The organism is Acinetobacter sp. GW821-FHT01C12, assembly GCF_059422625.1.
In genome coordinates, this window is sequence record NZ_JBWKXD010000001.1 from 883528 (window position 1) to 899015 (window position 15488).

The 15488-nt window shown below is 41.2% G+C and carries 14 protein-coding genes; 8 read left to right on the forward strand and 6 right to left on the reverse strand.

All coding sequences use genetic code 11. The features are described from left to right. Window positions 1-49: 49 nt before the first annotated feature. Window positions 50-1732: a phenol degradation transcriptional regulator MobR gene (mobR, locus tag AC07WY_RS04320; RefSeq protein ID WP_034615101.1), complete on the reverse strand. Its 1683-nt coding sequence runs from the start codon at window positions 1730-1732 to the stop codon at window positions 50-52. Between the two features lie 405 nt (window positions 1733-2137). Here mobR and AC07WY_RS04325 point away from each other — a divergent pair, with 405 nt between their 5' ends. The 8 genes from AC07WY_RS04325 to AC07WY_RS04360 all read left to right on the forward strand — a co-directional run bounded on the left by AC07WY_RS04325 (window position 2138) and on the right by AC07WY_RS04360 (window position 8855). Continuing rightward, window positions 2138-2428 (forward strand): phenol hydroxylase subunit, encoded by a 291-nt coding sequence (locus AC07WY_RS04325; protein WP_056512494.1) that lies wholly within the window; start codon window positions 2138-2140, stop codon window positions 2426-2428. A gap of 18 nt (window positions 2429-2446) precedes the next feature. Next, window positions 2447-3448 (forward strand): aromatic/alkene monooxygenase hydroxylase subunit beta, encoded by a 1002-nt coding sequence (locus AC07WY_RS04330; protein ID WP_494735770.1) that lies wholly within the window; start codon window positions 2447-2449, stop codon window positions 3446-3448. Between the two features lie 12 nt (window positions 3449-3460). Further along, the gene (locus AC07WY_RS04335; protein ID WP_034615112.1) at window positions 3461-3730 is read left to right on the forward strand and encodes an MmoB/DmpM family protein; all 270 of its coding nucleotides are present in this window, start codon (window positions 3461-3463) and stop codon (window positions 3728-3730) included. Window positions 3731-3797: 67 nt separating this feature from the next. Next, window positions 3798-5324: an aromatic/alkene/methane monooxygenase hydroxylase/oxygenase subunit alpha gene (locus tag AC07WY_RS04340; protein WP_004820631.1), complete on the forward strand. Its 1527-nt coding sequence runs from the start codon at window positions 3798-3800 to the stop codon at window positions 5322-5324. Between the two features lie 94 nt (window positions 5325-5418). Beyond that, the gene (locus AC07WY_RS04345) at window positions 5419-5781 is read left to right on the forward strand and encodes a phenol hydroxylase subunit P4 (protein ID WP_419333871.1); all 363 of its coding nucleotides are present in this window, start codon (window positions 5419-5421) and stop codon (window positions 5779-5781) included. Window positions 5782-5792: 11 nt separating this feature from the next. After that, window positions 5793-6854 (forward strand): NADH:ubiquinone reductase (Na(+)-transporting) subunit F, encoded by a 1062-nt coding sequence (locus AC07WY_RS04350; protein ID WP_419333869.1) that lies wholly within the window; start codon window positions 5793-5795, stop codon window positions 6852-6854. A 124-nt stretch (window positions 6855-6978) separates the two neighbouring features. Then, window positions 6979-7899: a catechol 1,2-dioxygenase gene (gene catA / locus AC07WY_RS04355; RefSeq protein WP_419328264.1), complete on the forward strand. Its 921-nt coding sequence runs from the start codon at window positions 6979-6981 to the stop codon at window positions 7897-7899. A gap of 74 nt (window positions 7900-7973) precedes the next feature. Further along, a complete protein-coding gene (locus AC07WY_RS04360; RefSeq protein WP_494735771.1) occupies window positions 7974-8855 on the forward strand; it encodes a SphA family protein in 882 nt (293 codons plus the stop codon). A gap of 192 nt (window positions 8856-9047) precedes the next feature. Here AC07WY_RS04360 and cntB read toward each other — a convergent pair whose 3' ends face one another. The 5 genes from cntB to AC07WY_RS04385 form a co-directional block, all read right to left on the reverse strand. Then, window positions 9048-10004 carry a carnitine monooxygenase, reductase subunit CntB gene (cntB, locus tag AC07WY_RS04365; RefSeq protein ID WP_004721372.1) on the reverse strand — a complete coding sequence of 319 codons (957 nt, stop codon included), beginning with the start codon at window positions 10002-10004 and terminating at the stop codon, window positions 9048-9050. A gap of 111 nt (window positions 10005-10115) precedes the next feature. Further along, window positions 10116-11567, reverse strand: a complete 1452-nt coding sequence (locus tag AC07WY_RS04370; RefSeq protein WP_494735772.1) for an NAD-dependent succinate-semialdehyde dehydrogenase — start codon at window positions 11565-11567, stop codon at window positions 10116-10118. 128 nt (window positions 11568-11695) lie between these two features. Continuing rightward, window positions 11696-12811 (reverse strand): carnitine monooxygenase subunit alpha, encoded by a 1116-nt coding sequence (gene cntA / locus AC07WY_RS04375; protein ID WP_004721375.1) that lies wholly within the window; start codon window positions 12809-12811, stop codon window positions 11696-11698. A 66-nt stretch (window positions 12812-12877) separates the two neighbouring features. Then, complete coding sequence (locus tag AC07WY_RS04380; protein WP_494735773.1) at window positions 12878-13831, reverse strand: alpha/beta hydrolase; 954 nt, start codon at window positions 13829-13831, stop codon at window positions 12878-12880. Continuing rightward, complete coding sequence (locus AC07WY_RS04385; protein WP_016539053.1) at window positions 13828-15483, reverse strand: BCCT family transporter; 1656 nt, start codon at window positions 15481-15483, stop codon at window positions 13828-13830. Before AC07WY_RS04385 ends, AC07WY_RS04380 begins: the two co-directional genes overlap by 4 nt. Window positions 15484-15488 lie beyond the last annotated feature (5 nt).

Consider the following 15488-nt stretch of genomic DNA (forward strand, 5'->3'; position numbering starts at 1 on the left):
AGCACATTTCTATGGCTATTGGTCTATGGTTATTGAGGCAAATTTGATTTTAACCTAGCGTAATTTTCTTTAAACGGTAATCCAATGTTGCCCGACTAATTCCAAGCATACGTGCAGCTTCTGAGACATTCTGTTGGCTTTTATCCATAGCGCTACGAATAATATTTTGTTCAAGTTGATCTAAAGAGAAATTCTCACTAAATAAATCCTCTACATTGATCAGCGATTGTGCAGTTTCACCCACTGCTTCTAAGTCTTTATGTTGAGGAAACAAACTGTCCAATTTAATTTCCTGTTGATGATCGGTCAGTAAAGTGGCTCTTTCCAATAAGTTTTCCAGTTCACGAATATTGCCAGGCCAATCATATTTCATCATAAAGTTTTTCGCTTTATCACTGAGCCCTTTTAGGGTCTTGTTATACATATTTTCAAAGCGTGCCAAAAAGTGATTAATCAGCAAGGGAATATCTTCTCTTCGCTCACGTAAAGGCGGAATAATCACAGGAAAAATATTTAAGCGATAATATAAATCTGCTCGGAATTTTCCATCTTTAACGGCCTGCTCTAAATCCTCATTGGTCGCAGCAACAAGTCTGACATCGACTTGGCGTGTTCGACTATCTCCTACCCGTTCAAACTCACCTTCTTGCAGCATCCGTAATAATGCAGCTTGTGCGCGTGGTGAAAGCTCAACCACTTCATCTAGAAAAATTGTTCCGCCATGAGCACGTTCAAATTTTCCCATTCGAGATTGAACCGCACCAGTAAATGCGCCTTTTTCCACACCAAACAGTTCTGACTCAATCAGATCAGGAGGAATACAGGCACAATTCACTGCCACAAATGGTTGCGCTTGACGCTGACTGCCATTATGAATACCCCGTGCAAATGCTTCTTTGCCAACGCCTGTTTCACCTTGTAATAAAACTGCGACTTTACTCCCTGCTGCTTTTTTAAGTAGATCACAGACTTTTCGATAAGCAACGGACTCGCCTACTGCATTAAACATGGTGTAATCACTTTCAGCATCGGTATAAATATTTTTCTTTAATTGATTGAGTTCCGCCTGTAAGGCAATGATTTCGTCCGAGACAGCATCGGGTGACATAAAGCGAATCAACTCATCGGCATTTTCCCATTCACTCAATGGCTTTCCAATGATTCGACAATGCTCATCACCTTGAGCAACGCAATGTGTCTCTTGATAGATAATGGTCTGCCCCATGACAAAGCTGCTATAGCCACAGGCATAGCCCAATAACATCCAACAAGCAGGTTGATCTGAAGCACCAAATTCACTTAAATGCACCTCTGCCTCAAATGAATTAAGCCAGTTAAAATCAGCATAAAACTGTTTTAAATCATGACTTAAATGTAGCTCATTGACGTCAACCTGCACCATACCACGAATGCCATGCATTTGCGGTCCAGCCATAAAAGCTTCTGCTTCATTTAAATTTGGTCGTAGTTTTGAGGTCACTTCTGCATCGCGCATGCCAGCTTGGTAACCACAACGAATAAAAAAGCGTTTAGTGCGTTCAAGCCCCAACATTTGATAGAGATCTTTTCTTAAAAAGCCCAAAATACTGGTATGCATCAACAGCATTCGATTTTCATCAAACCAGATTTGTCCGTGTTGAGCATCAAAAACGATTTTATCGAGTAAATCTTGAATATCTTTGTTCTGTTCCAGTATTTTTTTATATACCTTCACATCTTTGGCTGGGGGCATGATATATCCATCCTTGGCTATATGTCTTTGTGAATGCAATCTTGATATTACCTAATTCTGAACCAAAAGCTTCACTACCTTTTCTTATATTTTCATACCTTTAAGGTATATTGTTTTTATTTTAATCGATATCAAGTCGTTATTGGTTTTTATAAACATTAACTCGATCTTTCCCATCAAAATCACTGTTTCATCTTTTGATGAAATCAGCATCTCTTTAGCTTCATTATTTGATGAAAATAATGCTGTCGCGCTTCATATCCTCATGAGAAAAAAATATTAAACATTTGAATTTTAATTAAATTTTAAAGTTGGCACGACTTTTGGAATATCTAGAGCAAACCTAGCATATGAGCATGAAGCTCTACATCAAAATTGTTTTGATGTTGATAAAAGGATAAGCACATGATTGACGCTAAACAGCCTACCGCATTGGTCAAATATATCCGTATTACTGGTGAACGGAATGCCAAATTTGTCGAGTTCGATTTTGCCATTCAAGACCCCACGCTTTTTGTTGAACTGATTCTCCCCCAACAGGCTTTCCAGCATTTTTGTGAAATTAATCATGTCATTGAAATGACCGCAGAACAACAAGCTTGGAACGATGCGCAGGAAGATAAATGGCGTTATGGCATTGAACCAACTGTTTTAAATCATGCTCGCCAACATTCTGATCAAGAAGATCAGGCTTAATTCTACAAGGAGAAGCTAATGACTTTAGAAATTAAAACATCCAATTTGCAACCGATTCGTCAGACTTATGCGTATATCGAACGCCGTTTTGGAGCCAAGCCCGCAACACGCTATCAAGAAGTCAGCTTTGATATTCAAGCTTCGACAAATTTTCACTATCGCCCCTTATGGAAGCCAGACAAAACCTTAAATGATAAAACCCATACCGCTTTGCAAATGCAAGATTGGTATGCATTTAAAGACCCTCGTCAATTTTATTACGGCGCTTATGTGCAACATCGTGCACGTCTGCAAGATACCGCTGAAAGTCATTATGCTTTTTTTGAAAAACGTCAGTTGGTCAATAATCTCAGTGATGAATTGAAACAAAAAATCATCCAGTGTTTATTACCTTTTCGCTATGTCGAACAAACAGCCAACTTACATATGATGTCAGGCAGTGCCTATGGTTATGGCACTGTCATCACCCAAGCATGTATTTTTGCGGCTATGGATCGTCTCGGTATGGCGCAATACATTTCACGTATTGGCTTAATCCTCGATGGCAATACAGGTGAATCATTACAGCAAGCCAAACACGCTTGGCTAAATGATGAAACTTGGCAACCCTTACGTAAACTTTGTGAACAAAGCCTAACCGAACAAGACTGGTTCAAACTTTACATTCTGCAAAATCTTTTGATTGACAGCATGTTACAAGAGCTGGTTTTTGGACAGCTCAATGAATGGCTGGTTGAAAATGGCGGGCGTGATATTGCCATTCTTACTGAATTTATGAAGGACTGTTTAACTGATTTAGCGAAGTGGTCAGACAGTGTTTTAAAAACTGCGATTTCAGAATCTGAAGACAATAAAACCCTGATTCAAACATGGATCACGGAATTACTACCCCAAGTTAAACAAGCATTTAGTGCTTGGGCACAAACCGCACTCACGGATTCAGGGATTGATTCAGGTCTAAATAAGATCTCTGAGCGTAGCAAAAAAGCCGGCAACATTTTACTCGATTTAGCAGCATAAGGATTTGCCATCATGACCTCTAAAGTTTATTTAGCATTGCAAGACAATGACACCTCACGCTACATCATTGAAGCGATTGAACAGGACAATCCTCAAGCAACAATTCAATATCTTCCCGCGATGATTCGGGTCGAAAGCACTGGCGAACTGGTGGTACGTGCAGAAACAGTATCAGAAAAACTTGGGCAAAACTGGGATATCCAAGAACTACAACTCAACATGATTACCTTGGGTGGCAATGTTGATGAAGATGATGACAGTTTTACCTTGAAGTGGAACTAAGCCGCACTTCCCCTAGATTTAAAGCATAAATAGCAGGTAGCTGCATGTAAATTAAAGGATGATCAAAATGAATAGCCAAGCCAAAGTAAACAATAAAAAGCTCAATGCCAAAGAACGTTATCGGATACTCACCCGTGATCTAGATTGGGACTTTTCCTATGCAGATCGTAAAGATGCCTTTCCGTATGAAGAGTTTGAAGGCATCAAAATTACCGACTGGTCGAAATGGGAAGATCCTTTCCGTTTAACCATGGATAACTATTGGAAATACCAAGCAGAAAAAGAAAAGAAGCTATATGCCATTTTTGATGCTTTTGCACAAAACAATGGGCAAATGAATGTTTCAAATGAACGTTATGTCAACGCAATTAAACTGTTTTTAACCGCGGTAACCCCGCTTGAATATCAAGCGTACCAAGGCTATGCACATGTTGGACGTCAGTTCAGTGGCATTGGTGCACGTATCGCCTCGCAAATGCAATCCATTGATGAATTACGTCATGTACAAACCCAGATTCATGCGATGAGCCATTACAACAAGTTCTTTGATGGCTTCCAAGACTGGGCACATATGCATGACCGTGTCTGGTACTTGTCTGTACCTAAATCATTCTTTGAAGATGCACGTTCAGCGGGGCCTTTTGAGTTTTTATTAGCAATCAGCTTTGCCTTTGAATATGTCCTAACTAACTTATTGTTCGTTCCTTTCATGTCGGGAGCAGCTTACAACGGTGATATGGCAACCGTAACATTTGGCTTTAGTGCACAATCAGACGAAGCACGCCACATGACGCTAGGACTGGAAATTGTAAAATTCTTACTGGAACAGCACGAAGATAATGTGCCAATCGTACAAGAATGGATTGATAAATGGTTCTGGCGAGGAACTCGCCTGCTGTCCATCGTCGGCATGATGATGGATTACATGTTGCCAAATAAAGTCATGTCATGGAAAGAAGCTTGGGAAACTTATTTTGAAGAAGCAGGTGGCGCTTTGTTTAAAGACTTAAGTCGCTACGGGATTCGTATGCCGAAATATAGTGAAGTGATTAGCAAAGAGAAAGAACATGTTTCGCATCAAGCATGGTGGATTTTCTATAACTTCGGTCATGCAGCAGGCTTCCATACGTGGATTCCAACAGATGAGGAAATGGATTGGCTCTCAGAAAAATACCCTGACACGTTTGATAAATACTATCGCCCACGTTGGGAACTTGCTCGAAAAATGGAAGCTGAAGGTAAACGCTTCTATAGCGCAGGTTTACCTCAATTGTGCCAAGTGTGCCAAATTCCAATGACCTTTACAGAAATGGATGGTGACCCAACGCTATTTAGCTATCGCGATTCAATTTACAAAGATGAGCGTTACCACACTTGCTCTGATGGTTGTCATGACATTTTTGAACGTGAACCTGAGAAATACATCCAAGCGTGGCTGCCTGTACATCAAATTTTGCAGGGTAACTGTGGTGGTCCAGATTTAGAAAGTATTTTAAGGGATTACTACAACTTTAATGTCGGTGCAGACAATCTCGATATCGAAGGTTCACCTGACCAACAGCGCTGGAAAAAGTGGAAAGGCAACGCAGCTTAAACCCTCATCCAAAAATTAAAAAATAAACAATGGATGTTGTCTAACTCGACAGCATCCGCTCAAGGATTTATTCAAAAGTTTAAGGAAATACACCATGACTGTACAAGCGATTGTTGAAAAATATCAATTTGAACCACTAGATCTACAACAAAATTACGGCGAAAACATGTTGTTGTTTATTGGTTGGGATCATCACACCTTATTTTGTTCGGCACATGCTTTTGTGGTTTCACCAAAACAAAGCTTACAAGCCTTGATTGATGGGCAAATTCAGGCGGGTTTTGAGCAACATCCCGATTTTAAACATATTGATTGGTCTAATGTTGAATTCCGTTTAAACCGCAATCTTTTACAGGCTGATTTTTCTAAGTCCCTAGAAGATTTGGGTTTTGATCATAAATCTCTCCTGCGCTTTGTAACGCCTGATTTAGCAGGTTACCAAGGCACACATGTTTAAGGAGAACACAGATGAGCTATCAAGTCACGATTGAACCAGCAGGAACCATCATTCAAGTTGAAGAGGATCAAACCATTTTAGATGCAGCATTGCGTCAAGGTGTTTGGTTGCCCTTTGCTTGCGGACATGGCACTTGCGGTACATGTAAAGTTCAAGTCACAGACGGCTTTTATGATGTAGGTGAAGCCTCGCCTTTTGCGCTTATGGACATTGAACGTGAAGAAAATAAAGTGTTGGCTTGTTGTTGCAAGCCAGAATCTGACATGGTCATCGAAGCTGATGTGGATGAAGATGAGGATTTCTTAGGCTATTTAGTCCAAGACTACCAAGCTAAGGTTATTGAAATAACGGATTTATCGCCAACGATTAAAGGTGTCCGACTTCAACTTGATCGACCAATGCAGTTTCAAGCAGGCCAATACATCAATATCCAACTCCCTAATATGGAAGGAACCCGGGCATTTTCAATCGCCAATACACCGAGCGAAGCAAATCTGATCGAATTACATATTCGTAAAGTGCAAGGTGGTGCTGCAACACGCTATGTGCATGATGAACTGAGTGTTGGTGAAGAAATAGCGCTTTCAGGACCTTATGGACAATTTTTTGTGCGTAAGTCTGATCAGCAAAATGTCATTTTCATTGCAGGTGGTTCAGGGCTTTCAAGCCCTCAATCGATGATTCTGGATCTTTTAGAACACGGTGACACCCGTATCATTTATTTGTTCCAAGGTGCACGGGATGTTGCTGAATTATATAACCGTGAAAAATTCGAACAGCTTGTCAAAGAATATCCAAATTTCAGATACATCCCTGCCTTAAATGCGCCTAAGCCAGAAGACCAATGGACAGGGTTTACAGGTTATGTACATGAAGCGGTTGCCAATTATTTTGAAAATAAATGCAGTGGTCACAAGGCATATTTATGTGGCCCGCCACCGATGATTGATGCCGCCATCTCCACCTTGATGCAAAGCCGCTTATTTGAAAAAGACATCCATACCGAACGCTTTTTAAGTGCTGCAGATGGTGCAAATGGGCAATCACGTTCGGCACTTTTTAGACACATCTAAAGTTGAGTGGTTGAACCCTTAAATTATCCAATATAGCAACACCAGTTTGAGTGATCTGCACCGATTCCAGATCGCTCTCAAGATACTCATGCCAAATACTCATATCAATCAAAGGAAGATGATGATGAATAGACAACAAATCGATAGCCTCGTTCAGCAAATGAATGTCGCGACAGCAACAGGTGAAGTCAATCTGCGTGTTCAGCAAATCGTTGTTCGTTTACTTGGTGATTTATTCCAAGCCATTGAAGACTTAGATATGTCTCAAACCGAGCTTTGGAAAGGCTTAGAATATTTGACAGATGCAGGTCAAGCCAATGAACTGGGACTTTTGGCAGCAGGTCTAGGGCTAGAACATTACTTAGATTTACGTGCAGATGAAGCAGATACTAAAGCCGGTATTACAGGTGGAACACCACGAACAATTGAAGGACCGCTTTATGTTGCAGGTGCGCCTGAGTCCGTTGGCTTTGCTCGTATGGATGATGGCTCTGAATCTGCGCACGTCGATGCCTTAATCATTGAAGGCATTGTCACTGACACTGCTGGACAGATTATTCCCAATGCAAAAGTAGAAATCTGGCACGCCAACAGTTTAGGCAACTATTCATTCTTTGATAAATCTCAGTCTGCATTTAATTTACGCCGCAGTATTTTCACCGATACACAAGGTCAATATATTGCTCAAACCACCATGCCTGTCGGTTATGGCTGTCCACCTGAAGGTACAACACAAGCTTTACTCAATTTGTTGGGTCGACATGGTAACCGTCCTTCTCATGTTCACTACTTTGTCTCTGCGCCGGGTTATCGCAAACTGACCACTCAATTTAATATTGAAGGTGACAAATACCTTTGGGATGACTTTGCCTTTGCTACTCGTGATGGACTGATTGCTACTGCGCTGGATGTAACGGATCTCGCAAAAATTAAACAATACAATTTAAATAAAGCCTTTAAACACATCAAATTTAATTTCCAATTGGTCCAAGACGCTGATCAAGCCCCCTCTACAGAGGTTGATCGTCGTCGAGTAGCCGCTTAGTCAACAATGTAGTGATGCTTAATCCGTTTAACTACAGCTACCTGCAATAAAAATATCATTGAAAAGGATTTTCTATGAAACAATTGATGTTCAAACTTTCAATTCCACTAATGCTCGGTTTAACCAGTAGCATTGCCTGTGCCACAGAAAATGGGGCTGACTCATTTGCCCTCGGTGCCGAAGGTATGATGGCGGGCGCACTACCACCTGCTGGCGTGTATCTATTAAGCTATTATCAAAATTACCATGCTGGAAGTTTTGATAATGGCCCAGCGAATTTTCATTTAGATGTAAATGCCTTTATACCCCGTTTGGTCTGGATGACAGAACAAAACTATCTCGGCGGTCAACTGGGTTTCTATGCCATACAACCTATGGTAGATCTCAGATTATCTGCAGCGGGGATGTCAGACCATAACACTGCCTTAGGTGATTTAATGTTGGGGTCAATGTTAGGTTGGCATCAAGGAGATCACCACTGGATTGCTGCGATAGAAACAGTACTCGCCACAGGTCAATATGATAAGGCCACAGCACAACAGCCTTTGGTCGCCAATATTGGCAAAAACTATAATACTGTTCGATCGATTTTTGCTTACAGCTATGCGCCAAAAAATGGTTTAGATATTTCAACTAAAATTTCTTATAGCTTTAACACTGAAAATGATGATACCCAATACAAATCTGGGGAATATTTTGCTGGTGATTATAGTCTTGGATATAAACTTACTGATCAGGTTAAAGTGGCTGTTGAAGGCTACGCTTTTAAGCAAACCAAGTCAGATAAGCAACAGGGTGAAAATATTGCGATGCGTGGACAAGTTTTGGCAATTGGTCCTGCCATACAATATCAAGATAAAAACTGGTCAATTGAAGCAAAGTATTTAAAAGAAACACATATTGAGAATCGCCCTGAAGGCCATACGAGTGTATTAAAATTTGTGTGGGCTTTTTAGTGGCTATGCTTTGCACTTAGCAGTATTTGGTTTTTTACGCAGATGCTCAAATGTAGTTGTTAAATCATACTCATAATCAGTCATTAACGCCGAATGAACTTCATTCGGCGTTAATTTAGAAACCGTCAATTCGGGTTAAAGTAAAGCTGCAATATATCAACATAAATCACTTCAGTTTACGCCAATAATCATTTATAAATCTAATACCAATCTTTTGCCTTTGGCACGAGATACACAGATCATCATCGATTGCTGTGATGCCTTTTCATCATCACTCAAATACTGATCAAAGTGCTCTGCCTCACCGTCTAGGATTGCAGTTTCACAGGTACCACACACCCCTTCACGACATAAACACTCAACATCAATATTCAGTGCTTCAATCGCCTGTAAAATAGTCTGGTTGCCTTGAACTTCGACTTGCTGATTGGATTTCGCCAAAACCACAGTAAATGCTTCACCATCTTCAGGTACGGTTGAAGCAAATTGTTCCCAATGAATATATTCATCTCGATAACGATGAAAATTACAACGATCAATCACCGCATCAATCATTGGCTTTGGCCCACAGACATAAACGTGTGTGCCCTTTGGCTGTGCGGAAATTAATTGATCGAGGTCAAGGCATTTCCCATCTGAATCGACATAACTAAAAATATGTTCAGCATGTTTTTGTTTGAGTTCTTGCAACAGTGCAGCATGCTCTGGCGAACGATAGGCATAATGCAATTCGTAATCTGCCCCACGTGCAGCCAACTCATCCATTTGCGGCACAAAAGGCGTAATCCCAATCCCACCCGCAATTAAAATATGTTTTGCGCCATTTTCAGCCAGTGGAAATAAATTTTTAGGTTCTGAAATCAGAATTTCACAGCCTTCATTGCATTGCTCATGCATATAGACCGAGCCACCTTTACCTTCTACATCTTTGCGTACGCATACTTGGTAAGTGCTAAGATCCTGAGCACAGCTCATCAGTGAATAGGCATTGGAAAGCTGATCATTCATTTTAACAATGATATGACTGCCCCCATTAAACTGAGGAAAATTTTGTCCATCCTGACGTTTAAATGTAAACCGTTTGATCAATGGTGTAAGTTGCTCTACCCCAGTGACCACTGATGCAAACATTTCATAATGACTTGCCATGTCTAAATCCTCTTTACCACATGTTGCTTTTTTAAGTACTTATTCAAGCGCTTTCTCATTGGAGGGCAGCGTGTTGGATGATCATCAATGAATGTCCAACACGCCTTTATCCTATAGCCCTAAACACATATATTTAATGGTCATGAATTCTTCTAAGCCATACTTAGAACCTTCACGGCCTACCCCTGATTGCTTCACGCCACCAAACGGGACCACTTCATTTGAAATTGCAGTTGAGTTCATCCCCACCATGCCATATTCGAGTTGTTCTGCGACACGCCAGATCCGTGAAATGCTTTCGCTATACACATAGGCTGCCAAACCAAAGATGGTGTCATTGGCTTGGGCAACCACATCTGCTTCATCACTAAATCGAATCAGTGGTGCCACTGGCCCAAAGATTTCTTCTTTGACAATTTCCATGCTTTGATCCACATCAGTAAGCACGGTCGGTTCAAAGAAGGTCTGTCCAAGTGCATGCTGTTTACCACCACAAGCCACTTGTGCACCTTTTTTTCTTGCATCATCAATCAACTGTTGAGCCTTAAGGACGGCTTTTTCATTGATTAAAGGCCCTATCTGTACATTTTCTTCAAGACCATTGCCAATCTTAAATTTTTCAACTTCTTGCACAAATTTCTCAGTAAATGCCTGATAAACCGTGTCATGTACATAAATACGGTTGGCACAAACACAGGTTTGCCCTGCATTACGGAATTTGGCAAAAATTGCACCTTGTACTGCTTTATCTAAATCCGCATCATCAAAAATAATCAATGGCGCATTTCCACCAAGTTCAAGCGCAAGTTTTTTAATCGTGTCTGAACATTGCTGCATCAATAAACGACCAACAGGTGTTGAACCAGTAAAAGTCAGTTTTTTGACTTTTTCATGACTGGTAAATACCGCACCGATTTCTTGTGACTGACCTGTTACAACATTGATCACCCCAGCAGGAATCCCTGCCATTTCTGCAAGTTTGGCAATGGCCAAGGCGCAATAAGGCGTTTCATTGGCAGGTTTAATCACAATCGTACAACCCGCAGCTAAAGCTGGCGCAGCTTTACGGGTAATCATAGCGATTGGGAAATTCCAAGGCGTGATCGCTGCAACCACACCTACAGGTTCCTTGGTAATGATAAAACGCTGTTGATTATTGGTGGTAGGAATCACATCACCATAAACTCGCTTGCCCTCTTCTGCGAACCATTGAATAAATGAAGCAGCATATTTCACTTCACCTAAGGCTTCAGCCAAAGGCTTGCCTTGTTCAATGGTCATGATACGAGCCAGTTCGTCAGCATGTGCCAATACCAACTGATACCAAGCCAATAATAAATCTGCGCGTTTTTGTGCAGTTAAGGCTTTCCACGTTGCTAAAGCTTGATATGCAGCATCAACAGCTAGGCTTGCTTCTGCCGCCCCCATATTGGGAATAAGCCCAATCTCTTCACCTGTTGCTGGGTTGGTGACGGGTACAGTGGCATTGGATTGTGCATTGATCCACTGACCATTTACCCATCCACGTTGTTGAAATAGCGGACTACCTTGCAAACTTGACATGTCATGATCCTATGGTTTGAAAGCAAGGTACGACTTTATTTGCCGCACCTTTAACTTGAGCGCTTCTCTAAATAACACATGATCGAGCTCTTGGCCCCAGTGATATTTTGAGAGGCTCCCTTAAATGATTATTTGTGATATTGCGCAACGAGGTTTTGGAAATAAGCAATGCCGTGTTCACTAATCCCCGAACGTTGCTTATCCGTCATGATTCGCCCTTGACCGCGATAACCACGTGACTTTAAGCCACGTTGCACACTTTCAACCAGATTTAAATCTTCTGGGCGGAAGACATTACGATACCATTCAATCAAATCTTTTTGGTCTTGAGTCAGTTCTTCATTGGTAAAGTAAATATCATAATGTTGTAATGTCGTTTCAGCATCTACAGGAAATTCATAGATCACGGTCATAAAATTACCGCCTGGTGGCACATTAAACATGGTGCAAGGCCATGTCCAAAAACCACTAAAGGTTGGATCTTGCACCGATGGATCCAGCTTGAATGATTTTTCTGAAGAACGTGCATAACCATATTGCAAGGTCCAGTTTTGATGTGTGGTATGCCAATATTTATCCACCTGAACAGAATCAGCAAAGCCCGGATGCGCAGGCCCGCAGTGATAACATTCCATATAGTTATCTACAATCACTTTCCAGTTCGCTGGTGTTTCCGTCACAAAGCGTGCTGCAAGTTTTAAATCTTTGATGACCGCACAAGTTTCATTGAGCTTTTGTGCAAACTCAGGCAATTGATCTTCAACACAAGTGGCATTTTCATCCATATTGATAAAGATAAAACCGGCATACTCTTCAACTTTTACAGGCACCATACTTGAGTTTTGTTTATCAAAGGATTCAACATGATCACAGTTACGTGCCAGCGCCAAACTTCCGTCTAGCTTAAATGTCCATGCATGATAAGGACAGGTAATCACATTCTTCGCTTTACCACTGCCACTTAACAACTCATGCCCACGATGTGGACAAACATTATAAAAAGCCCGTAATACGCTGTCTTTACCGCGAATCACAATAATATTTTCACCAATGACCTTACGGGTAATATAGTCATTGGCTTGTGCCACTTCACTGCCGTGTGCAACGCAAATCCAGCTTTTTGCAAAAATTTCTTCTTTTTCGCGCTCGAAAACTTGAGACGATGTATAGAACACTTTGGGAAATGTCCAAGCAACGTCTGGGTTTGAACAGAAATCTTCTGGTAATTTTTCAACTGCATTCATGTTTTTACTCCATTAAACTCTTTTTTGTCCTAACGACCGTTTGTTTAAAATTGGCTGATGTTCAAATCAATTGAACATTGGCTTTAACGAATTCAGCATGCGCTGATATAAATCTTGCACCACAGGACAGTCACGTACTAACCGTAAACTGCCATGTAGTAATCCTTTACCGAGATAAAATTCGGTTGCAATATTGGCCTGTTTTAACTTGTCAGCAAAAATACGCCCATCATCACTGAGAGGGTCATACTCAGCGACGGCAATAAAACTACGGGGCATATCGGAAAAATCCTGTGCCAACAATGGTGATAAACGTAAGTCCTGCCAGTCGCTTGCATTTGGCGCATAGGCTTGCAAGTAATCATGCATATCCGCTAGCGACAGTAACGGTGCATCTGCTTGCTGCTGACAGGATGCTGTATCAAAACTGCTACTCAAACATGGATAAATCATTGCCAGACCACAGGCTTGAGCACCTGTATGTTGTAATTGCACTGCAAGTGCAGCCGCTAAATTACCGCCCGCACTGTCCCCCATCAAAACAATTTGATTTTTATTAATCTTCCATTGCAGGCCATGTTGATAGAGCCAGTGATATACCGTTTCACAGTCTTCATATGCAGCTGGAAAATGGTGTTCTGGTGTTAAGCGATAATCCACACTCAGCACAGCAACATTTAAATCACGGCATAAATAGCGGGTTATAAATTCATGTGAATCAAGATTTCCCACCATCCAACCGCCACCATGAAGATATAAAATACATGGCCAACCTGTCGCTGGTGCTTCGCCCAATGGTGAATACAACCGAACATTGACTGGATGATTGAGCTGCGGCACAGTTTTATCTTCAATATTGACCGTACCATCACGTGGTAAGGTGTAATGTAAGCACATCGCATCATACGCAGCCCGAATAGAATCGATATCATCATCCGCAGGTGAATAAATGCTGCTCCAATACACCAGACTTTGCATTTCTTCACTCAATCTATAGTGCATGCTCGGTTGTTGTGTCATGACAATTCCTTTTGACTGGTTTTATCCGCAGTGGGTTCAATTGCAACATCAATGTGCATATGTTTATTTGCGTCTGTTTGATCTAAAGATTCCAACTCACTAAAACTCATTTGCTCTATCAGATGGGATGGAACCTTTGAATAATCCTCAATCAACCATTTCACCAAGCCATAGGTCTGTATCAAAATAATCACAATGAATGGCAAAGCAGTCACAATGGTCGCGGTCTTCATGGTGTCCAAAGGTGCTTTAGAGAAAATCATCGCAATCGGGACAAGGGTTAGCATCACACACCAGAACAAACGTGCATTTGGTGATGGGTCTTGCCCCTCACGTAAACCACGGGTACAAGTTGCCGACACTGCATAGCCCACAGCATCCATATGTGCTGCAAGAAAAATCACCATAATCCCAAGGAAAATCCACATCATCAGCTTGCCAGCAGGCAATAAACCAAGCAGTTGGCTAATCGCAACTTCACCACCTTGTTGGCTTAAAACTTGTGGCACATTGACCATACCGTGAATAAAGTTATAGACACTGTAGTTTTCAAACACCCCAAAGATGAACCATAAACCAACGCTACCACCGATGACCATGGCAAGAATCACTTCTTTGATGGTACGTCCCTTTGAAACACGCGTTACAAATAAGGCCACACCCGGTGCATAAGAAATCCACCATAACCAATAAAATACGGTCCATTCACGGGTAAACTTTCCATCGCCCATTGGGTCGGTAAATAAACTCATATCGACAAAATTGGTTGCCATTAAGCCAAAGCTCATCAGCGAGTTATTCATAATGAATTGGGTCGGCCCAAAGCACAGCACATAAATCGCAAACAACACCACACCTAAACACACCATATGGCTGAGACGTTGCATGCCCTTATCCATCCCCACATAAGAACTCAGGGCGAATAAAATTGATACTGCAAAAATAATCACCACTTTGGTCATAAAGGTATTGGGGATACCTGTCAGCTGCGACAAAATATTGGTAAAAGTCACCGCAGTCAGCACCAAAGAAATTGTTAAAGCACCGAACATACACAACAAGAACATCAGATCGACAAGGCGCCCAACAGGTCCAGTTGCCTTAAAACCAGTGACCGCTTCAATCATTGACGCCAAACTTAAGCCTTTATTCTTTCTGACGTGATAGCTATAACATAGTGAAATTGAAGCCAGCGCATAGATCGACCAAGCACTCAATCCCGAATGAAAGAATGAGTAAGCAACGCTATATTTCAATGCTTCCGCAGATTCAGGAGTTAAATTTAAACCCGGTGTTTGATAATAATAAGCCCAGTCTAAGAAGCCCCAATATAAGGTCGAAGAACCAATACCCGATAAAATGAACATGAAAATCCATGACATGGTACTGTATTGCGGTTTGCCTTCACCTAACTTGATTTTTCCATATTTACTGAACGCCAAAGCAAAGGTAAAAATAATCGATAAAAATGCAAATAAAAGCACTGGTGTAGTAAAAACAGATGTTGTCCACTTCATCCATTGAGCAGCAAGCTGTATAGATTCAGTCGAGTAAATTGCCAAACCAGCCACCGAAATAAACACAACGGCAAGACTGGTTATTGCAAGTGTCTTATCTGTATAAAGTTTTGTATTTTGATTATCCATATCCATTCAAT